The organism is Arcobacter aquimarinus (assembly GCF_013177635.1).
GTDB lineage: Bacteria > Campylobacterota > Campylobacteria > Campylobacterales > Arcobacteraceae > Aliarcobacter > Aliarcobacter aquimarinus.
The window spans coordinates 1,278,103-1,298,834 of record NZ_CP030944.1 but is presented as its reverse complement, the minus strand read 5'-3'; the positions used below and the strand labels follow the sequence as shown (position 1 = coordinate 1,298,834).

The window sequence follows — 20,732 nt, the reverse complement described above, 5'->3', positions numbered from 1 at the left end:
GTATCTCTTCTTAATTTATATTATTTATTGCCTCAAAAACTTTTATTGCTTGAAAATGTTCTTTTACATCATGACATCTAATAATTGATGCACCATTTTTTATTGATTCAAGATGAATAGCAATAGTCCCAGGAAGTCTATCTTCGATAGATGTTGGAATAATTTTATCTATCATTGACTTTCTACTAGCTCCTATTAATAGTTCAAATCCAAAATGTTTAAAAGTTTCCAAATTTTTAAGTAATAAAAGATTATGCTCTAAAGTTTTTCCAAATCCAATTCCCACATCTAAAACTATATCTTTTACTCCAAAACTTTGAGCTTTTAAAATTTGATTTTTGAAATATTCATCAATTTCTAAAATTACATTTTCATATGTTGGATTATCTTGCATATTTGTTTGATTATTTTGCATATGCATAATAACAACCTGAGCATTATATTTTGAAGCTATTTTACAAACTTCATCATTTTCTAAACCTGTAATATCATTTACTATTTTAAAACCATGATTTAAAACATATTCAATTACTTTTGGCTCAAAAGAATCAATTGAAAAATCAACTTTTTCATAATATTTATTTTTATAAATAGTTTGAACTATATCTTTTACTCTTTCTAATTCAATATCTTGGGAAACTGTAAGACTTCCAGGTCTTGAAGAAACTGCACCAATATCTATAATATTTGCACCATCTTCAATCATTTTTTCAATTCTAGCTGATGCACTAGTGTTATCAAATCTACTATTTTTAAAAAATGAATCCTCATTTGCATTTAAAACACCCATTATTTTTGTTTTAAAATTTTGTTCTTTTACATAATCTTTTAAAGTTTTAGCCAACTCTTTTAAACCAAAAGGTTGAGCTAACTCTTTTCTAGATAAAACTTCAAAATGTTTAGTTGTTCCAATTAAAATAGCATCAACATATTTATCACGAGCTACAATCACTCCACTTGGAACTGCTAAATCAGCACCAATAGATAAAGCATCTTGTTTTAAAATATTTGCAGCTCCCACATGTAAATCTTTTATATACAAAGTGTGAATTTTTGATTTTTTAGAAAGAATAGAAATTCCACCATCATCGCAACCTAAATTTTTATAAAATTTCTTAGTATCATTTAATGATATTTTATATGTTTTCATATAAAAACCTTTTAGTGTTTATTTTTTTGATTAGCTATTGATAAAAGTAGGGTAGTTAGTACATTTATTGGTCTTGAATTTAATTCCAATAATTTTATAGATTTTGAAAAAAAATCAAGTTCTTTTTGAGATAATTTAATTTTTTGTGAATTAACTTTTAATAAAATAGCTTCAACTATATCTTTAGCTTCATTCTTAGAAATTTTTTGATTATCTTTTAAAAAATTATAAATATCTTTTAAATCCATTTTGCTTATATTTAATGGGATTTCATTTTTTATAATAGATTTTTTTAAATATTTATATGGTAATCTAGAATAAATAGTGGGTAAAATAGCTGTTTTTGAATTTGTAATAATTATAAAAACTATATTTCTTGGAGGTTCTTCTAATACTTTCAATAAAGAGTTTTGAGCTTCTTTTCTAAAAGTTGTTCCACATAAAAAAAGATATTTCTTTGAATTTGTAGCAATATATGCTTCTTTTATAGCTAGTGTGGCTTGAGCTATTAAAAACTCATCTTTTTCTTCATTTTTAATAACTCTTGTCGAATGAAGTGGATATTTAGGAAGTAACTCTTCAAGAGTTGATACAATATCATTTACTATTAAAATAGAAGAATTTTCAATTAAATCTAACATTAATTTTCCACATTTATTTCAGCAAATAAAGAAGCACTTACTGATTTATTGTAAAGTCTAAACATTTGCAATAGTTTCATATCTAAAGCTTCATCATTAGATTTTAGATTAAATGCATCTTGTTTTTCTTCATCAAATAGCCATAAAAAAGAGTGTTTTGATACTTTTGGAATAGTTGCTCTTACATCTTGACTTTTTCCAATATACCAAAAACAATAACCATTTGGAAAAGAGATACTTAACATATCTTTTATATAAGAGATATCTTCATCTGATTTTACGTTATCAATATATCTATAAAATGATTTAAAATCATAATATGGTAAAAATGGTCTATTTAATTTAGTCGAGTTTATATTTGATAAAATATATTCTAAAAACCACTCTCTTTCTTTATCTGTAATAACTATTATAGAAAATCCTCTTTCTAACAAGTTATTTATGTTTTTTGATACAAGTGGAGTCCATTCATATTTTTTTTCTTCCAACCAAGGAGATATTAATCTATCTTCCCTGATTGTATCAACAGTCCAATTTAAAAATTCTTGCACTATTATTTATCCAAATCGTAAGCTTCGTGTAATGCTCTAACTGCAAGTTCTGCATATTTTTCATCAATAATCATAGAAATTTTTATTTCACTTGTTGAAATAATTCTAATATTAATATTTTCATTTGCAAGTGCTGTAAATGCTTTTGAAGCAACACCAGTGTGAGATTTCATACCAACACCAACGATTGAAACTTTACAAATTTTTTCATTATAATCAATATTTTCAGTTTCAGGTTTAAATTTTTCCATTACACCTTTACAAATTTCCCAATCTGTTTTTGGAATAGTAAAATCTAAATCTGTTTTACCATCAACACCAACTGTTTGAACAATCATATCAACATTTATGTTTGCATCTGCAAGGGTTGTGAAAATAGCTGAAGCAATACCCGGTCTATCAGTAACTCCATACATTCCCACTCTTACTTGATTTTTATCTAAAGCAATTCCACTTACAACTGGTTTTTCCATAATATTCTCTTCCTTTGTTATTAATGTACCTTCAACTTCTGGCGTAAAGCTGCTTCTTGATACTAAATTTACATTTAATTTTTTCGCCATTTCTACTGATCGATTTTGTAAAACTTTTGCACCTAGAGATGCTAACTCTAACATTTCATCATATGAAATTTTTTCTAATTTTTTTGCTTTAGGCTCAATTCTTGGGTCTGTTGTATAAATACCATCAACATCTGTATAAATTTCACAAACATCAGCTTCAATAGCTCCAGCAATTGCAACAGCAGTTAAATCACTACCACCTCTACCTAAAGTTGAAACTCTTAAGCTATCTTGAACAACACCTTGAAAACCTGCAACTATAATAATATTTCCTTCTTTTATAGCTTTTTTCATTCCTGTTGTATCAATATGCTCAATTCTAGCTTTTGTATGTGCATTATCTGTTATGATTCCAGCTGCTCTTCCACTCATTGAAGTAGCTTTTAATCCCATTTCATTTAATGCAATTGATAAAAGTGCAGAAGTAACTCTTTCTCCTGAACTTAAAAGCATATCAATTTCATCTAACTTAGGAGTTTTTGAATAATACTCTGCATATTCAATCAATTTATTTGTTTCTCCACTCATAGCTGAAACAACAGCAATAACATCATGACCTTCATCTCTTATTTTTTTTATGATATTTGCAACATTTTGAATTCTATCAAGTGTACCAACACTTGTTCCACCAAATTTAAGTACTTTTAACATCTAATTTTTTATCCTTTTTAAATATAACCTTCATTTTTAAAATATTTTAAAACCTGCTTATAAACAGTTCTTTTAAAAAAAGTTATATATTCATAAATATTTTTAGTAGGCACAAATTTATACTCGCTAAATTCAGGAATCTCTGTATTTATATTTATTTTAGCGCCTTTTTTTAATTTCACTAGATAATATTTTTGTCTTTGCCCATCATAAGGATACATCCTTTTTGCAATTGCAGGAGGAAATTCATATGAAACCCAAGTTGGGTATTCGGCAATAATCTCAACATCTCTTGTTCCAATTTCTTCTTCAAGTTCCCTAAATAATGCTTCTTTTGATGATTCTCCATCGTCAATTCCTCCTTGAGGAAATTGCCAAGCATTTTCTACATCAGTTCTTGAAGCAATAAATATTTCGCACTTATGAGGATATTTTGCTGATAGTACAATTGCGGCAACATTAGGTCTAAATTTTTTCTTTACGTTATTAATTGTATTTTGTTTTTTATCAGTCATAAATATATTTTCCCTTATAATTAGCCAGAGATTTTACAAAAACTAGGATTAAAAATTGCTTTTATATATACACATACCCTTTTGCGATAGTAAATGTTTTTACTGCGCTTTTAACTCATATACCGACAAATTTCAACTTAAATATGAATATATGAAGGCCTTAAAAAAACAATTGAAATATAATTTAGATAATTATGTTTTAAAAAGAGATAAAAAAATTGAAACAGTTTTTATAGGTGGAGGAACACCTTCTACTATAAAAGCTAGTGAATATGAAGAGATTTTTGAAATTATTAAACCATATTTAGAAAATGATGTCGAAATTACAACAGAGGCAAATCCAAATTCTGCATCTTATGAATGGTTAAAAAATATGAAAAATTTAGGTGTTAATCGCGTTAGTTTTGGAGTGCAAAGTTTTGATAATGATAAACTAAAATTTTTAGGTCGTTCGCATAATAGTAATAGTGCTATAAAAGCTATACAGAATGCTAAAGAAATAGGATTTAAAGGGATTAACTGCGATATTATTTATGGTGTACAAAATGATACAATGGAAAGTATGAAAAAGGATTTTGATACTGCATTTTCATTACCAATTACACATTTAAGTGCCTACTCTTTAACAATAGAAGAAGGTACAAAATTCTTTGATAGAAGTAGTGTAAAAATTGATGATGAGGAACTATCTTATGGAATTTTTGATTATATAAATAAAAATGGATTTCATCAATATGAAATTTCAAATTTTGCAAGAAATAAAGAATCTGAATCAAAACACAATTATGGATATTGGCAACATAAAGAGTATTTAGGAGTTGGAGCAGGAGCTGTTGGATATATTAATAAACAAAGGGAATATCCACATAAAAATTTGGAAGAGTATATAAAAAATCCTTTATTTACTCAAATTGAAAAGATTGATGATGAAGATATTAAAACGGAAAAAGTTTTACTTGGACTTAGATGTTCAAATGGTGTAGACTTAGAACTTTTTGATGAAAAAGAGATGAAAAAAATTAATGAATTAGTGAAATATAACAAAGTTTATTTAGAAAATAAAAAACTTTATAATACAAATTTTTTATTATCTGATGAATTAGCTTTATATATTTTGGATTAAACTTATAATATAATCCAAACTTTTAAAAGGTAAAAAACATATGACAATAAAAGAAATAGTAAAAAAGTATTCAAATGAACTTAGGTTTGTAACTCATATTCCAGCAAAAGAAGTGGAAATTTTGATGATGTTTTTATTGGATAAAAACACTATTTGGCTTCACTTGAATTATGAAAAAGAGTTTGAAAAAGAGAAAGAACTAGCAACATTAGTAAAAAAAAGAGCTACAAATTATCCTTTGGAATATATTATAGAAAAAGCTTCATTTTATGGAGAAATGTTTATAGTAAAACCAGGTGTTTTGATTCCAAGACCTGAAACTGAAATTTTAGTTGAAAATGCAGTTGAAATTTTAAAAGATAAAAAAGAAGAGATAAAAATTTTAGAAATAGGGACTGGAAGTGGAATCATCTCTGTAATGTTAGCTTTATTAATACCAAATATAAAAATAATTGCAGTTGATATAAATGAAAAAGCTTTAGTGTTAGCAAAACAAAATGCCATAAAACATGGTGTTGAAAATAAAATTGATTTTAGATTAAGTAATTTATATGAAAATGTAAATGAGAATGATATTTTTCTTTGTATTTCAAATCCACCATATATTGCAAATGATTACAAATTGCCACCAAATGTAAAATATGAACCATCAAATGCACTTTTTGGAGGAGTAGTTGGGGATGAACTTTTAAAAAATATTATAAAACAAACTAATGATAAAAAAATTCCATATTTACTTTGTGAAATGGGATATGATCAAAAAACTCCTTTAGAAAACTATTTTAAAGAGTTTAATGTTGAGTTTTATAGTTTTTATAAAGATTATGAAAGTTTTGATAGAGGATTTACTCTAAAATTTAAAAATTGAAAAAGGAATGAAAAATGTTTAAAGAATTTGATTTAAGTAATTTAGAAAATAGTAAAGAGTTATTAGAAAAGTTTTTAGATGAAAATAGAAAAAAAATTGATGAATTATTAAGAATAGAAAATAAAACTTATAAAAATTTTGTTTTACCATTTCAAGAAATAGGGGAGAGTATAAATGATTTTTTAACTCCTATCTTTCATATTGATTCTGTTAAAAATTCTGAAATCACTACAAAAGTTTACGAAGAGTGTATTCCAGTTATTTCAAAATATGAAACTGAAATTTCTCAAAATGAAAATATATATAGTGCTTTAGTAGATATACAGTCTAAAGAAAAAAGTACTTTAAATAATATACAAAATAAAGTTTTAGAAAATGAAATAAGAGACTTTAAACTTTCAGGTTGCCATCTTGAAAATGATAAAAAGAAAAGATTAGAGGAGATAAGTTTAAGACTTAGTGAGCTTTCACATAAGTTTTCTCAAAACCTTTTAAATGCTACAAATGCTTTTGAAATGATAATTGATAATTTTGAAGATGTAAAAGAGATTCCAGCTTCTGATTTAGAATTAGCAAAATTTGAGGAAGATGGAGTTACAAAATATAAATTTACGCTTCAAATGCCATCTTATTTAGCATACATTACATATGGAACTTCTAGAGAAAAAAGAGAAGAGATTTATAAAGCTTACTGTACAAGAGCACCTGAAAATGGAAAAATAATTGAAGAATTATTAGCGTTAAAAGATGAAAAGGTAAAAATCTTAGGATTTGATTGTTATGCTCAATATTCACTTGCTACAAAAATGGCTTCAAAAGAAGAAGATGTTATTAAATTCTTAGAAGAATTAGGGCATAAAGCTAAAAACAAGGCAAAAGAAGAACTTGAAGAGATAAAACAAATAGCTGTAAAAGATGGAATTACAGATTTTAAATCTTTTGATATGTCATATTATTCTGAAAAGCTTAAAATGGCTCAATATGATTTTGATGAAGAGTATTTTAGACCATATTTTGAACAACAATCAGTTTTAGATGGTTTCTTTGATTTTTTACATCAAATGTTTAATGTAAAATTTACAAAGGCAAATACACCTGCTTGGGATGAAAAAGTAAAAGTTTATGATTTAAGTGAAGATGGAAAAATAATTGCTAGAATTTATATAGATTTAGAAGCAAGAAAAGATAAAAGAGGTGGTGCGTGGATGAATAACTGGCATTCACACTATAAAACTTCTAATGGAGAAATAAAACTTCCAACAGCTTATATTGTGTGTAATTTTCCACAATCAACAAAGGAAACACCATCTTTACTAAGACACTCTGATGTTGTAACTTTATTTCATGAAATGGGTCATGCTTTGCATCATTTATTAAGTAAAATAGAAGAACCATTTGTTAGTGGAATTTCTGGAGTTGCTTGGGATACAGTTGAATTCCCATCACAATTTTTAGAGTATTTTTCTTATGATAAAGATGTGTTAAAACTATTTGCAAAACACTATATCACAAAAGAAGTTTTAGACGATGAGTCTATTGATAAAATCATAAAAGCTAAGAATTTTCAATCTTCTTTAGCAACATTAAGACAAGTTGAATTTGCTTTGTTTGATTTTAAACTATATCAAACATTATACAAAAGTGAAGAAGAGATACAAGATTTATTGGATTCAATTAGAAATGAATTTGCTGTAATGATTCCACCAAAATATAATAAATTCCAAAATGGTTTCTCTCATATATTTAGTGGTGGTTATGCAGCTGGATATTATTCATATAAATGGGCTGAAGTTTTAAGTGCAGATGCTTTTTATATGTTTATTGATTCAGGAAATATTTTTAATAAAGAACTAGGAATAAAGTATAAAAATACGATTTTAAGCCAAGGTGGTTCTTATGATATGGATAAACTATTTTTTAATTTTGCACAAAGAGAACCAAGTGTTGATTCTTTATTGAAAATTGATGGAATTATTAGCTAAATTTTGTAATAATAGCGCCTTTAATAATTATATATGCCAACAAGGATTTAATAACATGACAAATGCAGAAACAATTTCAAAACTAAATGAAGCTTTAAGTACTTTAATCAAAGCATATGAAGAACTTCAAGAAGAAAATACAGGTTTAAAAAATAGAATTAATGAATTAGAAGATGAAGTTTTAGAACTAGAAGCTACAAAAGAAGATTTAGAGAAAAATGTTGATGAATTAAAAAATCATACTCAAGAAGATAGATCAAATATTAGTTCTATGTTAGGTAAAATTGAAAGTATCTTAAATAGAAAAGTTGGTGATAACAATAATGCTATTGCAAAAAATGAATCATTAACTATAAAAGAAGAAGAAAAAAAAGATGATGATAAAAAAGAAGAACCAAATATTTTAAATAGTAACTCTTTTGAAAATGTTTTACAGCAAAAAGAAGAAGAGAAAAAAGAAGATTCTTCAAGTAATAAAATAGATTTAAATAGAATGGCTTCTTTGTTAAATGGATTTAATCATTAAAAGATATACAAATATATGATTACTATTATAAACAAAGAATCGTTGTATAATTTATTTGGTATTAATAATTTTAGTTCACTAGAAGGAGCTATTGATTCAATAGCTCCTTCTTTAGTTGAGTATCATCTCTCTTCATTTTGTAAGTATGCAGACGAAGTATATTTTAATAAAAGAGATGCTGAACAAAAAGTTTCAATAGGAGACTATAATTTATATTTTGATTACAATGAAAATATCTATTTAGAGTTAGAATCATCAAATGATGAATTAACTCAAAGTTTTTGGTAATTAGAAAGTTATAAATTAGAAATAATCATGTTTTCTATTCCATTGCATTGTCCAATATGAGGTAATAGTTTAAATTCTATTTGAGGATATAGTTTTTTAAACTTTTTTATTTCATTTGGAATATCTTGCATCACATGTTTACCTGCTGCTAAAAAATATGGAAATATTTTTATTTTAGTGCAGTTTTTTCCTATTGCACTATTTAATGCCATATAAAATGATGGTTCGGTTAATTCTAAAAATCCCACAAAAACTAAAATATCATTTTTTAATAATTCTTTTTTTGTTTTTTCCATAAGAGTTATTATTTCGTTATTAGAACTTTCTAATTTACTACCATGAGCAACTATTATTAAAGCTTCCATTTTTTATTCCTTTTTTTGATTTTTGATTATATCTTGGAAAAGTTTAATTAAAAATTGTATTTCATTATATATTAAGTTTTATAACGATATCGTTTCAATTCACTAGTTATATAGTTGTGTATATAAGGAGAAGAATGAGATTTATTTCAGATTTAACTTTGATTGATGGTGAAAACTCTTTTTTATTAAAAAAAAGAATAGCTTTATTGAAAGCAATAGATGAAGTTGGTAGTTTAAATCTTGCAGCTAAAATGGTTCCTTTAAGTTATAAAGGTGCTTGGGATATGATAGATACAATGAATAATTTATGTCCGATGGCTGTAGTTGAAAAAAATACAGGTGGAGTAGGTGGCGGTGGAACTAAACTTACAGAATATGGAAAGAATTTGGTTAAAACTTATGATGTTATCGAAAGGGAACACCAAAAATTCTTGGAATCAATATCTTTATTAACAGACTTTGATAGTGGAAATCTTAAATTTTTTAGGAGATTTAATATGCAAATAAGTGCAAGAAATCAACTTGTTGGTATTATTGAGAAAATTGAATCAACAAAAATTAATTCTACAATTCAAGTTAGATTAAAAAGTAATTATTTAATAACAAGTGTTATAACAACAGGTGCTGTTGAAAATCTTAATTTAAAAGAAAATGATGAAGTTGTAGTTTTAATAAAATCTAATTCTGTTCTTTTAAGTTTAGATGAAAATATAAATATTAGTGCTAGAAATAAGTTAAATGGAGTGATTGAAACTATACATTTAGGTGAAGTTAATGCAGAAATTATTGTAAATATAGGTGGCGATTTAATAGCAAGTATTATTACAAAAAATGCAATTGAAGAGCTAAATATAAAAGTAGGTGATAAAGCAACTGCAATTATCAAATCAAGCGATGTTATGATAGGAAAATAAAAGGAGTTTATATGAAAAAATTAATAGGTACAATAGTTTTAAGTTTAAGTTTAAGTACAGCTTCATTTGCTGATAAAATAAATGTTTTTGCAGCAAGCAGTACAAAATTGGCAATGCAAGAAATAATTGAAAATTTCAAATCAAAAAATCCAAATGATGAGATAATTGCTAGTTATTCAGCTACAGGAAAGGCTTATGCTCAATTTACAAATGGATTTCAATATGACATTTTTATGGCTGCTGATACTACTTATCCAAATAAGATAGTTAGTGATAAAAATGCAATAGGCGAGCCTGTAGTTTATGCAATGGGAGTTGTTGCATTATATAGTAATGATAAAGAACTAATAAAAAAAGGAATGGAAGTTTTAAATAATGATAAGATTAAACATATCTCTATTGCTAATCCTAAATTAGCTCCTTATGGCGTTGCTGCTACTGAAATTTTAGAGAATTATGGTTTATTAGATATTGTAAAAAATAAAATAGTTTTAGGAGATAATATAGCTCAAAGTGTTCAATTTGTAGATAGTGGAGCAGCTGAAATTGGTCTTGTAGCTTTTTCTTTAATTAAAACTATTAAAAAAGAAGAAGAATATTTATTAGTAGATCCTTCTAAATATAAACCAATGGAACAAGCATTTGTTCTTACTAAATATGCAGAAGAAAAACCATTAGCTACAAAATTTGCTTCTTTTATAACATCTGAAGAATCAAAAAAAATATTTGAGAAATATGGATTTGGAGTAAAATGAATAAACTAACTGGTGTTATAAAAGAGATTAAAAATTGTGATGATATAGTACAAATTTATATAGATATCAAAGGTAAAATTTTTACCTCTTTAATTTTATCATCAAATGAAGTTTACAAAATTGGTCAAAAAGTAAATATTTTATTTAAAGAAACAGAAGTTATGATAGCTTCTGTTTCTTCAAAAATAAGTGCTAGGAATGCATTTATTTGTAAAATTACTGAGATTAAGAATGGGGAAATTTTATGTGCTATATCTTTTGATTTTTATGGAGATAAAATAGTTTCAATAATAACAAAAAATGCTTTATTAGATTTAAATTGTAAAGAAAATGAAGAGTTTATGTGGTTTGTAAAATCAAATGAAGTAAGTATACAAAAGGTTTAAAATGGAAGATTCATTTTTTCAAACTATGAAATTAACTTTTGAATTAGCAGGAATTACAACTTTAATTCTTTTATTTATAGGTATTCCTTTAGGATATTTTTTATCACAAACAAAATCAAGATTAAAGCCAATTATTGAAGCTTTAGTTTCAATGCCTTTGGTTTTACCCCCTTCTGTTTTAGGTTTTTATTTATTATTAGCATTTAGTCCAAAAAATAGTTTTGGTTCGTGGCTTGATGAAACTTTTGATTTAAGACTGGTTTTCAGCTTTGAAGGATTAGTTATTGCTTCTGTTATTTTTAGTTTGCCTTTTATGGTTCATCCTATTCAAAGTGGATTTTCAAGTCTAAGTAAATCTTTAAAAGAAGCATCTTTTATTTTAGGAAAAAGTAGATTAGAAACTCTATGGTATGTTTTATTACCAAATATAAAACCTTCTTTATTAACAGGAATAGTTATTAGTTTTGCACATACAGTTGGTGAATTTGGTGTTGTTTTAATGATAGGTGGAAATATTGTAGGTGAAACAAAAGTTGCTAGTATTGCAATATATGATGAAGTTGAAGCTTTGAATTATGATTTAGCAAATCAATATGCTTTTACTTTATTTATTATTTCTTTTGTTATTTTACTTTTTGTTTATATGATAAATAAAAAAATGTTAAAAAGTGAGTTTACAAAATGATAGAGTTAGATATTATAAAACCTCTTTATACAGCTGATGGAATAATTGATTTAAAAGTAAATAAACAGATAAATAGAGGTGATTTTTTAACACTTTTTGGAAAAAGTGGAAGTGGAAAAACTACACTTTTAAGAATTTTAGCTGGTTTAGAAACTCCAAAGAGTGGAAAAATAGTTGTAGATAAAGAGATTTGGTTTGATAGTTCAAAAAAAATCAATCTTCCACCACAAAAAAGAAATGTAGGATTTGTATTTCAAGATTATGCACTTTTCCCAAATATGAGTGTTAGAAGAAATTTAGAATTTGCATTAAAAAACAAAAATGAAATAAAAAAAGTTGATGAAATTTTAGAAATTATGGAGATAGAAAATCTTTCAAATATGAAACCAGAACTTTTAAGTGGAGGTCAAAAACAACGAGTGGCACTTGCAAGAACACTTATGACAAACCCTAAAATGTTGCTTCTTGATGAACCTCTTTCTGCTTTAGATACAACTATGAGATTAAAACTTCAAGATGAATTATCTTTAATTCATCAAAAATTTAATATAACTTCTATTTTAGTTAGCCATGATATAAGTGAAGTTTTTAAATTATCAAATAGAGTTTTCAAAATTAATTTAGGTGAAATACAGCAAGATGGAACACCAAATGAAGTATTTTCAAATCAAAATATAAGCGGTAAATTTAAAATAATTGGAGAGATTTTAAGTATTAAAAAGAGTGATATTTTATATATAGTAGAAGTGTTAACAAATAATGAAATAGTTAAAGTAACCGCAGTAGAAGATGAAATTAAAGAGCTGAAAATAGGGGATAAATTACTTTTATCAAGTAAAGCATTTAATCCAATATTGATGAAAATTTAAACAGAAATATTAAAATATTTCTGTTGTTTTTCTAAGTCTTTCTTTATCAAAGTGAGTATAAATTCTACTTGTATTTATATCAGAATGTCCTAAAGCTTCTTGAACAAGTATTAAGTCATGGTGTTTTTGGTATAAAAGTGTGGCAAAACTATGTCTTAACATATGAGCACCATTTTTCTCTTTTCTAATTCCTGCACTGATTAAAATATTTTCAACAATTCTACTTACATAAGCTTGAGTCAATCTTTCACCTTTTTGATTACAAACAAGTAAATCACTATTACAAATTCTCATATCTAACCAGTTATTTAATTCATTTTCAATAATAGACTTTTTTATCATAACTACTCTTGGTTTATTGCCTTTTCCTCTTATTTGAAGCATATAAACATCATTTTCATTGAAAATATCTTTTATTTTTAGATTCAAAATTTCACTAACTCTAATCCCTGTATATATTATTATTTTTATAATTAGTCTATTTCTATAACCCGTATTATCTGTAAAATCAAAAGAATCAATAGCACTTAAAAATCTATCTATCTCATCTTTGTTCATAAAAGAGGGTAGTTTTGTACCACTTTTGCCACTTAATCCTCCCCAATTTTTTAACTCAATTTTAAATAAATATGAACTTCCATCTTCATTTTGATTTTGTTTGTCTATATATGAAAATAAAGATAATAGGGCAATTCTATGATTTTTTTTAGAAGCATCTGATAATGAACTAGTTTCACTAGCTAAAAAATCACTTAATAACTCTTCATCTATCTCTTTCATAGAAACAAGACCTAAGTTAATTAAGAAATTGTATAGTTTAAATAGGGGGTTAAAATATGTATTTACTCCAGCTAAACCTATATTTCTAGCTTCTTTTGCTATAAAAGCTAATTCATCAATAGATTTTGTTCCTTTTACTAATTGTTGGATTATTGAAGCTAATTTTTCTTTTTGTAATACTTGTCTATTTGAAAGAGTAGTTAATTTATTTCTTATAAATCTTTCTATCCAAAATAAAAAAGTTGTTTCAAAACTATTTTTAAAATCCAATTCGTATCTCATATTATTAATCCAATAGTTAAATTTTATAAAAGTATTGTATCAAATCTTATATAAATATTTGTTTGAAAAGACTTGATATATATAGTAAATAATATAATATAAATTCTAAGATGCATTATTAATGTTTATTTATAGTATTATAATATAATATTAGAAATAAATATTTCAAAAGATTAATCACTATTAAATTCCCAATTTCATTAAATAAAATAAAAAAGTTCATTCCTAAAACCCATATTAATTATAAAATTGATTATGTTAAAATACTTGAAAGATTAAAATTAGGAACCTAGTTACAATTGATAACTTTTCAGCTATTTAGAAATGATACTTATACTCAAAAGTTACAACTCAAGAATTTGGAATAGAGTTTGATGGAAATCAAATTAATCCTTTATCATATGCTATTATATCTAGATGAATAGCTATGTAAAGAATTGAATATTTACTTCATTTACTATTAATTTAAATAATATAATGTTAAAAAATATATTATTAGAAATTTGTATATTATATTTAAATATTGAGAAGAGAGTAAGTGTTATTTAAAATAATGAATAAAATCATTTATTAAACAATTCAAATAATTATATGCCACCAAGTGAGTTTGAAGAGAAAATGTTACGGTTAGAAATATTGTGTCCTATAAACTGTTGACAGATCAAACATCTTGATTGTTATTCATAAAGATCCTTAATTTGTTTCTATTATTAAATAATTATACAAAACATTTTAATAATTGATTGTTTAATTTTTTTGAAATAATATTTAATCTTACAACAATATAGCAAAATTAGTAAAATATAATAATTTCGACTCATGATTATAAGGTTATGAAACTAATAAATTTCATATTTTATTTATTTTTAATGATTTTATAAACTATAATATTAAATTATTATAGCAATTCAATAACCAATCCCTAGCACCTTTTACATCAAAATATTGTTCTCCAAAATCCAAATCACATAATTCTTTTGTTAGAAATAAATCATGCTTTCCAATTTGAGTTTCTTTATAATCATTTGCCAATAATGTATTAGATAACATTTCATTATGTAAAATATTATCTATAGCTATTTTTAGTTCTTCAATTGAACATTTAACCTCAATAATTGGTCCAGTAAAATAAATTGTTTTCAAATTTTCTTTTAATAATAAGTTATTAATTGTAAGAGTAGTTTTATCTCCTAACCATGTAATAAGTATTATAGAATTTTCGTAATATAGAATTTGTTTTTTATCTAATTCAAGTGAATAAAAATGTTCAATTCCTTCATAGAAAAGATTTTTTGCAGTTTTATCTAAGTATATAGGGATTTGTTTTGACATATACACATTAAAAATTTCATTAATAATTATATCATCAATCAGTAATCCACTACCACCAAATTTTGGTGCATATCCTTGAGTATTTTTCTTTAAAATTATTACTTTATTTTTTTCATTTATATTTTGAATTTCCCATCTTTTACCTGCAAAAATAATTAGTTGATGTTCTTTTAGTGGGAAATCGATAGGAAGTGTACCTATAGTTTTTCCATTATATTCTAATCTGTACTCTTCTGGTGTTTGAAATGCAGTAAAAAAAGAAAAATGTCCAACAAGTTTTTCTCCTTTTGCACCTAAAATAATTTGACCATCACGAGTTTGAGAAATTAAATCATTACTTCCTAATGTTCTTAAAAAAGTAATATAAAGAGATTTATCTACTCTTACAAAAGGACCCGTTTCACATAATAATGTCCATAGTTGTTCAGCTCTTACTCCACCATATTGTCCTATTACAGAAAGAGTTTGTTGTACTAGTGTTGAAAAGTGATATCTTTGTTTACTTGAAGGCTCGTACCACTTTTTAAGTAAAAGATTTATAATAGCTATACTTAAAAAAATATCAAAACGTAGTAAATCAAATATATGGCTTTTTGAAGTTAGTTCATCTTCTTCAATAAACATACGTAATATTGCTGCATCATCTCTTCTTCCGGATCGTCCTAATCGTTGTCGTAAACTTGCAACAGAATGAGGTGGATTAACTTGGGCTATAGAATCAACATTACCGATATCTATTCCTAATTCAAGTGTCATTGTACACACAGCTGAAGTAGGCCATTTTTCTTCTTGTAGTCTATGTTCCAAACTTTCTCGTAATTCTTTTGAAAGTGATCCATGATGAGGGAAAAATTCATTAGGTACGGAATCATTACTACATTTATCTGATAACATTGCACTAATTTCTTCCGTTCTCCTTCTACTATTTGCAAAAATCAAATTAGATTTACCTCTTAAAAGAGTATAAAGATCATTAACAATTAACGATAATGCTGGTTCAGTATCATCAGTTATTTGAGCTGAATTTTTATAACCTTTTAATTGAAGTTTTAAATCAGATCTTGATGTTGTAGAAACAATTAACTCACAAGGAATTTTTTTATTAGGTCTTAAATACCATGCTACTTCATTCATATCTCCTAAAGTTGCACTTAAAGCTATTCTGGGCACAGTTTTTTCTATTAAGAATTCTAATCTATGCATTAAAGATTGTAGTTGGCAACCTCTTTCTGTACCTATAAAAGCATGAAATTCATCAATAATTATATATCCTAAATTTTGAAATGCTTTCTGGCACCAGCCTGAACTGTTTAAAAAAAGAGATTCTAATGATTCTGGCGTAATTAATATAATACCAGAGGGATTAGCTTTTTGTTTGTTTTTTAATGTTTTAGGTATATCTCCATGCCAAGGAGTAACAGGAACATCTAAAATCTCACATAAACTTTGTAATCTTCTATATTGATCATTGATTAATGCTTTTAATGGACTAATATACAGTATAAAAACACCTGTATTAGTAGTTTCACACATTTTAGAACAGGCAGGAAGAAAAGCAGCTTCTGTTTTTCCTGCAGCAGTAGATGCACTAATAATTACATCTGTTCTTGCACTTAGAATTGGTTCAATTGATTGTTCTTGAATGTCTCTTAATGATTCCCATTCTTTTTTCCATATCCAATTTTTTACTTTTTTATCTAAAAGTTCAAAACTGTTTGAGGCTCCCATATTAAACCTCTATAATTTAAAAGTTGTTAAATCATCTAAATCATTATCTTCAGATTTAATTTCGGGCATATCAGTATTTATTTCATTGTTAATATTTACTTTTTTGATGAGTTCATTCCATTGAAGGGAAGGATTCTGTTCTAAGATAGCTAAGAAATCAACAAAAGCTTTAATTGTATTACGAGGTGTTCTAAAATAAGCATCACCAATTTTATTTGAACAATGTGCTAAAAATGCATTTAATGCTTCATCTGGTACTAGATATTTACTAATATCTCCTGATGCAAATACATTACGAAGATTTTTAAGTAATATATATAATTCTTCAGGTGCAAGATTTGAAAGATGCAATGATGTTGCAGAATAATCAATAATTCCAACTTGATTAGCAAAAGAATTTTCAGCAAGGCGTGATTGTAATGCCTCATAACTATAAAGTCCTTTTCTAGGATCTAATAAAAATTCAGGAGTTCCACCTAAAATAAATCCTATATTTTGAGCACTACCTTGTAGACAATCATTTAATATTCTAAGAATTTGTTCATAATTTGAAACACGAGCTTGACTACTTGATAATTTATATAAATTTACCATTTCATCTAAATTTACTAAAAGACCTTGATATCCTGCTTGTTTGACAAATAAACTCATTAATTTTAAATAATCATAAAAATTTGCATCATCAATAATATTACGTACACCTAAAGCTTTTTTAGCATCTGTTCTAGTTGAAAATTCAGCTCTTAACCAACGTATTGAGTCTGACTTAAGTTGTTCATTGTCACTTTCATGTCCTTGCCAATACAATGAAATAACAGAGGCAAAGTCATAACCTCCTACAAATTCATTTAAATGATTAAGTCGTTTAGTAATTATACTATCAATTGTTTCAGAAGTTTTATCAGCTTCTTTTCGTACTTCAGTAATAAAACGTTCTACAATACTTACAAGACCATTTCCTTCAGGTTTGGTACGAGTTGAAAGATTATGCATTAATTCTGCATATAAACTTCTTGCTTGTCCTCCTGTAGCATGTATCCTTCTATCTGGAGATAAATCAGCATGAACAGTAACTAAACCTTTTTCTAATGCAATCATTCTAATTAATTGTAAAAAAAAGCTTTTTCCAGAACCAAATTCACCGATGATTAAACGAAATGCTGAACCATTTTCTTTAATTTTTTCTATATCTTTTAATAATGCTTCAATTTCTTTTGAACGTCCAACTTGAATATGTTGTAATCCAGATCTTGGTGTTACTCCTGCTCGTAGAGATTGAATAATTGCATCTCTTTCTCTTGGACGAAGTTGTAAAATTTTATCATTGCTCATTTATAATTTCCTTTGCTAATTCAATATCTATATATATTTTTTCATCATCTTCAATTAAAGGTGCATTTGCATTATCAAAAGCCCATTCATTAAGAACTTCCATTGCTCCATCAGGCATTAATCCTAATTCTTTTGAAATAATTTGTATTTCTTCTTTTTCCCATAATTCTTTTGTTATAAGCTGATTAAAGAATTTTTGATGTGCTTCATCAAGTGTAGTTAAAGGTGAATTTGTTTCAATATTTTCCTCAATAACATTTATATTATTTTCTTCTAAATCTTCATCATTAGTAAATATAGCACCTAAAACACCTTTAATTTGTAAAGTTTCAGCTTCTCTTATTTTAATTATTTCATCATTCAATGTAAATGATGACGTAGGTTTATTTTCTGGTTTTGGTATTGAATAGCTAGTATCTTTATCTTTGTAATCAATAATAATAGGTTCATTTGATGTAGATAATTGATGTAAATCACTAAGAACTTGAGCTTTATCTAACCCAAGTAGGGTATATAGTTTTTCTAATTGTTTAATTTCTTTCAAATCTATTCTCCCATCAGCATGTGCAATGGAAATTAAAATATGTCCAATTGCAGTTTTTTCAGTTTGTGATGCAATTTCAAGTTTCTTTTTAAGCCCACTAATTTCTTGTGGAGTAATAAGAGCCCATTGTAAGAATGCATTCAAAGAGTCTTTTTCAATATTTGTAAGTTTTCTATTATCTTGAATTAAATTATAAAGAAGTTTTTCTTCTTGATGTGAAACTTTACCATCAATTTGGCTAACAATTGCTCCTAGTCTTAATATAGAACATAGCATTGTAAATTCTTGAGATGGATTAAAATTTATTCCATGCCCTTTTTTAAATATAATTATTTGACCATTAATAGTAGGTTTTAAATGATGGTAACGATTATCAGGAGCTATTCCAAAATCAAGTAATTCAATTAATGTTGCTAAATTTTCTGATTCTTTTTTATCAATAACTAATGGAGATTTTTCTTGTAGTAAATCATATATTTCAGTTAATTTCATTACAATAATTTCTTTTTCATTATTTTCAAGTTTTTCTTTTAATTTATTTAAATAAGTTGATTGTTGTAATAACTCTTTAGGCAATAAAGATTGAGCATATAATGAATTTGGGTTATTCCCCTCTCTACCAATATATTTACTGTAAGAATCTAATTGTTTTGTACATTCTTCAACTAAATCAATAAGTTTTTTAATTGGTGCTGTTAATATAATAGGATCAGGTAGGTTCAATTTTTCTTTTGATATTAAAACATTAGTTATTGTAAAACTTGCTGGAATATAATTCAACTCTAAAGGTGTTTTATTTGCTTTTACAATTATTCCTTGTCCAAATTTCTGTGTATAGCGTTGTTTAAATAACTCTTTAAATTCATTTGGACAACGACGAGCAGGTGTTTTTAATCTAATCCCAAGTGTAGGATGAGTAATTGTCCAATCAAGTGCAAGTTCATAAGATAATGGTTCTTGCTTAGCTATACTTTTAGCTAATAAGAATCTTAATATATTTGTATGATAATGACCATTAAATTTAAGATAATCAGGAATTTTTTCATCATTTCTATTAAATAATAGCCATTCCATAGCTAAAAAATTTCTAGCATACATTTTAAATGAATTATTTCCCCCATACACTTCTAACAGACGTAAAACTTCATTTACAATATCTTTTCTTTCTTCTACTGAAACATTACTTTTTATTGCATCAACAAATATACGTCTTTCTAAACCATAAAAAAATAAAAACACATATCCTATATTTGTATTTGGTTCTATTCGGCCATTTGATAGCCATTTCAAATATGCACCTCTACATTTTGCAGGTATGTTTGCATAATTAGGCCAGTAACCCATTTCATCACCATATTCCCACGATTCAGCAGAAGTGATATTTAATGAAGGGTTTATTAATGAAGCATCATTAGATGCGTAATCTTGGTAATATGAGTTATTCTCATTTCTTGTATTAATTAGCTTTTCACCAACATATACAAAACCTTTTGAAATAGAATAATTTCTTACTTGAACAAATTGATTTTTACCATACCAAACTGCTGATTGTTGAGAATTTTTTGTAGTTTGTTTATTTTGAAAATTTTTATTAGAAATATTTGATTGAGAATAATAATCTTTTGTTGAATTTATGTTATATGATTTTGATAAATCATTGTGAACTAAATTTTCTTTTTTTAATTCATTATTTACTGAGATTTTTAAGTTACTATCTATTGGTATTTCAGAATTATCTTTAACTAATGTTTTTTTTGATTTATAAAATAAAATGTAAATTAGATACAAAACTAAAGAGCTAATAAAAATTTCCATGCATATCCGTTATATTTTTTATAAATAATATAATATTTATACTTTTAAATATCATAATTTATTATTATTTTTTAAGAATAATTCTTA

Annotated in this window: 20 protein-coding genes; 10 read left to right on the top strand and 10 right to left on the bottom strand. The window is 25.8% G+C overall.

Annotated features, from left to right (window positions below; genetic code table 11):
• Window positions 1–10: 10 nt before the first annotated feature.
• The 5 genes from folP to AAQM_RS06350 are packed head-to-tail and all read right to left on the bottom strand — an operon-like array spanning window position 11 to window position 4,071.
• Window positions 11–1,150, bottom strand: coding sequence for a dihydropteroate synthase (gene folP, locus AAQM_RS06370; protein ID WP_129094226.1), 1,140 nt, complete (start codon window positions 1,148–1,150; stop codon window positions 11–13).
• A gap of 11 nt (window positions 1,151–1,161) precedes the next feature.
• Complete coding sequence (locus AAQM_RS06365) at window positions 1,162–1,791, bottom strand: DNA polymerase III subunit delta' (RefSeq protein ID WP_129094227.1); 630 nt, start codon at window positions 1,789–1,791, stop codon at window positions 1,162–1,164.
• Window positions 1,791–2,342 carry a HobA family DNA replication regulator gene (locus AAQM_RS06360; protein ID WP_129094228.1) on the bottom strand — a complete coding sequence of 184 codons (552 nt, stop codon included), beginning with the start codon at window positions 2,340–2,342 and terminating at the stop codon, window positions 1,791–1,793. The genes AAQM_RS06365 and AAQM_RS06360 overlap by 1 nt, the downstream gene beginning before the upstream one ends.
• A 2-nt stretch (window positions 2,343–2,344) precedes the next feature.
• The gene (locus AAQM_RS06355; protein ID WP_129094229.1) at window positions 2,345–3,556 is read right to left on the bottom strand and encodes an aspartate kinase; all 1,212 of its coding nucleotides are present in this window, start codon (window positions 3,554–3,556) and stop codon (window positions 2,345–2,347) included.
• Between the two features lie 17 nt (window positions 3,557–3,573).
• Window positions 3,574–4,071, bottom strand: coding sequence for an RNA pyrophosphohydrolase (locus tag AAQM_RS06350; protein ID WP_128986245.1), 498 nt, complete (start codon window positions 4,069–4,071; stop codon window positions 3,574–3,576).
• 55 nt (window positions 4,072–4,126) lie between these two features.
• On the opposite strand from AAQM_RS06350, the gene hemW reads away from it, so the two are divergent.
• From hemW to AAQM_RS06325, 5 genes are read left to right on the top strand one after another with little or no spacing between them, the layout of a single operon-like run.
• Window positions 4,127–5,194 carry a radical SAM family heme chaperone HemW gene (gene hemW, locus AAQM_RS06345; RefSeq protein WP_129094230.1) on the top strand — a complete coding sequence of 356 codons (1,068 nt, stop codon included), beginning with the start codon at window positions 4,127–4,129 and terminating at the stop codon, window positions 5,192–5,194.
• A 40-nt stretch (window positions 5,195–5,234) separates the two neighbouring features.
• On the top strand, window positions 5,235–6,062 hold the full coding sequence (prmC, locus tag AAQM_RS06340; protein ID WP_129094231.1) for a peptide chain release factor N(5)-glutamine methyltransferase: 828 nt from the start codon (window positions 5,235–5,237) through the stop codon (window positions 6,060–6,062).
• A gap of 14 nt (window positions 6,063–6,076) precedes the next feature.
• Window positions 6,077–8,044, top strand: coding sequence for a M3 family metallopeptidase (locus AAQM_RS06335; RefSeq protein WP_129094232.1), 1,968 nt, complete (start codon window positions 6,077–6,079; stop codon window positions 8,042–8,044).
• Window positions 8,045–8,099: 55 nt separating this feature from the next.
• Window positions 8,100–8,570 (top strand): hypothetical protein, encoded by a 471-nt coding sequence (locus AAQM_RS06330; protein ID WP_129094233.1) that lies wholly within the window; start codon window positions 8,100–8,102, stop codon window positions 8,568–8,570.
• Window positions 8,571–8,585: 15 nt separating this feature from the next.
• Window positions 8,586–8,858 carry a hypothetical protein gene (locus AAQM_RS06325; RefSeq protein WP_129094234.1) on the top strand — a complete coding sequence of 91 codons (273 nt, stop codon included), beginning with the start codon at window positions 8,586–8,588 and terminating at the stop codon, window positions 8,856–8,858.
• An 8-nt stretch (window positions 8,859–8,866) separates the two neighbouring features.
• Here the strand turns inward: AAQM_RS06325 and AAQM_RS06320 are convergent, their stop codons facing one another.
• A complete protein-coding gene (locus AAQM_RS06320) occupies window positions 8,867–9,223 on the bottom strand; it encodes a sirohydrochlorin chelatase (protein WP_129094235.1) in 357 nt (118 codons plus the stop codon).
• 134 nt (window positions 9,224–9,357) lie between these two features.
• On the opposite strand from AAQM_RS06320, the gene AAQM_RS06315 reads away from it, so the two are divergent.
• Genes AAQM_RS06315 through AAQM_RS06295 form a run of 5 tightly spaced genes read left to right on the top strand, consistent with a single transcriptional unit; the run spans window position 9,358 to window position 12,832 of the window.
• Window positions 9,358–10,137 (top strand): TOBE domain-containing protein, encoded by a 780-nt coding sequence (locus AAQM_RS06315; RefSeq protein WP_129094236.1) that lies wholly within the window; start codon window positions 9,358–9,360, stop codon window positions 10,135–10,137.
• An 11-nt stretch (window positions 10,138–10,148) separates the two neighbouring features.
• Window positions 10,149–10,892: a molybdate ABC transporter substrate-binding protein gene (gene modA, locus AAQM_RS06310; RefSeq protein WP_129094237.1), complete on the top strand. Its 744-nt coding sequence runs from the start codon at window positions 10,149–10,151 to the stop codon at window positions 10,890–10,892.
• On the top strand, window positions 10,889–11,278 hold the full coding sequence (locus AAQM_RS06305) for a TOBE domain-containing protein (protein ID WP_129094238.1): 390 nt from the start codon (window positions 10,889–10,891) through the stop codon (window positions 11,276–11,278). Before modA ends, AAQM_RS06305 begins: the two co-directional genes overlap by 4 nt.
• A 1-nt stretch (window position 11,279) precedes the next feature.
• Entirely contained in the window at window positions 11,280–11,963 is a 684-nt protein-coding gene (gene modB / locus AAQM_RS06300) for a molybdate ABC transporter permease subunit (RefSeq protein WP_129094239.1), read from the top strand.
• Window positions 11,960–12,832: an ABC transporter ATP-binding protein gene (locus tag AAQM_RS06295; RefSeq protein WP_129094240.1), complete on the top strand. Its 873-nt coding sequence runs from the start codon at window positions 11,960–11,962 to the stop codon at window positions 12,830–12,832. The genes modB and AAQM_RS06295 overlap by 4 nt, the downstream gene beginning before the upstream one ends.
• A gap of 9 nt (window positions 12,833–12,841) precedes the next feature.
• Here the strand turns inward: AAQM_RS06295 and AAQM_RS06290 are convergent, their stop codons facing one another.
• From AAQM_RS06290 to AAQM_RS06275, 4 genes are all read right to left on the bottom strand, one after another.
• The gene (locus AAQM_RS06290; RefSeq protein ID WP_129094241.1) at window positions 12,842–13,894 is read right to left on the bottom strand and encodes a tyrosine-type recombinase/integrase; all 1,053 of its coding nucleotides are present in this window, start codon (window positions 13,892–13,894) and stop codon (window positions 12,842–12,844) included.
• Between the two features lie 882 nt (window positions 13,895–14,776).
• On the bottom strand, window positions 14,777–16,954 hold the full coding sequence (locus AAQM_RS06285; RefSeq protein ID WP_129094242.1) for a DEAD/DEAH box helicase: 2,178 nt from the start codon (window positions 16,952–16,954) through the stop codon (window positions 14,777–14,779).
• Window positions 16,955–16,963: 9 nt separating this feature from the next.
• The gene (locus tag AAQM_RS06280) at window positions 16,964–18,286 is read right to left on the bottom strand and encodes an ATP-binding protein (RefSeq protein WP_129094243.1); all 1,323 of its coding nucleotides are present in this window, start codon (window positions 18,284–18,286) and stop codon (window positions 16,964–16,966) included.
• Window positions 18,276–20,645 (bottom strand): tellurite resistance TerB family protein, encoded by a 2,370-nt coding sequence (locus AAQM_RS06275; protein WP_129094244.1) that lies wholly within the window; start codon window positions 20,643–20,645, stop codon window positions 18,276–18,278. The genes AAQM_RS06280 and AAQM_RS06275 overlap by 11 nt, the downstream gene beginning before the upstream one ends.
• Between the last annotated feature and the right edge of the window lie 87 nt (window positions 20,646–20,732).

Coding starts and splice junctions, on each gene's coding strand:
- folP (WP_129094226.1), bottom strand. CDS start 1,150: ATGAAAACATATAAAATATCATTAAATGATACTAAGAAATTTTATAAA.
- AAQM_RS06365 (WP_129094227.1), bottom strand. CDS start 1,791: ATGTTAGATTTAATTGAAAATTCTTCTATTTTAATAGTAAATGATATT.
- AAQM_RS06355 (WP_129094229.1), bottom strand. CDS start 3,556: ATGTTAAAAGTACTTAAATTTGGTGGAACAAGTGTTGGTACACTTGAT.
- AAQM_RS06350 (WP_128986245.1), bottom strand. CDS start 4,071: ATGACTGATAAAAAACAAAATACAATTAATAACGTAAAGAAAAAATTT.
- prmC (WP_129094231.1), top strand. CDS start 5,235: ATGACAATAAAAGAAATAGTAAAAAAGTATTCAAATGAACTTAGGTTT.
- AAQM_RS06335 (WP_129094232.1), top strand. CDS start 6,077: ATGTTTAAAGAATTTGATTTAAGTAATTTAGAAAATAGTAAAGAGTTA.
- AAQM_RS06330 (WP_129094233.1), top strand. CDS start 8,100: ATGACAAATGCAGAAACAATTTCAAAACTAAATGAAGCTTTAAGTACT.
- AAQM_RS06325 (WP_129094234.1), top strand. CDS start 8,586: ATGATTACTATTATAAACAAAGAATCGTTGTATAATTTATTTGGTATT.
- AAQM_RS06320 (WP_129094235.1), bottom strand. CDS start 9,223: ATGGAAGCTTTAATAATAGTTGCTCATGGTAGTAAATTAGAAAGTTCT.
- AAQM_RS06315 (WP_129094236.1), top strand. CDS start 9,358: ATGAGATTTATTTCAGATTTAACTTTGATTGATGGTGAAAACTCTTTT.
- modA (WP_129094237.1), top strand. CDS start 10,149: ATGAAAAAATTAATAGGTACAATAGTTTTAAGTTTAAGTTTAAGTACA.
- AAQM_RS06305 (WP_129094238.1), top strand. CDS start 10,889: ATGAATAAACTAACTGGTGTTATAAAAGAGATTAAAAATTGTGATGAT.
- modB (WP_129094239.1), top strand. CDS start 11,280: ATGGAAGATTCATTTTTTCAAACTATGAAATTAACTTTTGAATTAGCA.
- AAQM_RS06295 (WP_129094240.1), top strand. CDS start 11,960: ATGATAGAGTTAGATATTATAAAACCTCTTTATACAGCTGATGGAATA.
- AAQM_RS06290 (WP_129094241.1), bottom strand. CDS start 13,894: ATGAGATACGAATTGGATTTTAAAAATAGTTTTGAAACAACTTTTTTA.
- AAQM_RS06285 (WP_129094242.1), bottom strand. CDS start 16,954: ATGGGAGCCTCAAACAGTTTTGAACTTTTAGATAAAAAAGTAAAAAAT.
- AAQM_RS06280 (WP_129094243.1), bottom strand. CDS start 18,286: ATGAGCAATGATAAAATTTTACAACTTCGTCCAAGAGAAAGAGATGCA.
- AAQM_RS06275 (WP_129094244.1), bottom strand. CDS start 20,645: ATGGAAATTTTTATTAGCTCTTTAGTTTTGTATCTAATTTACATTTTA.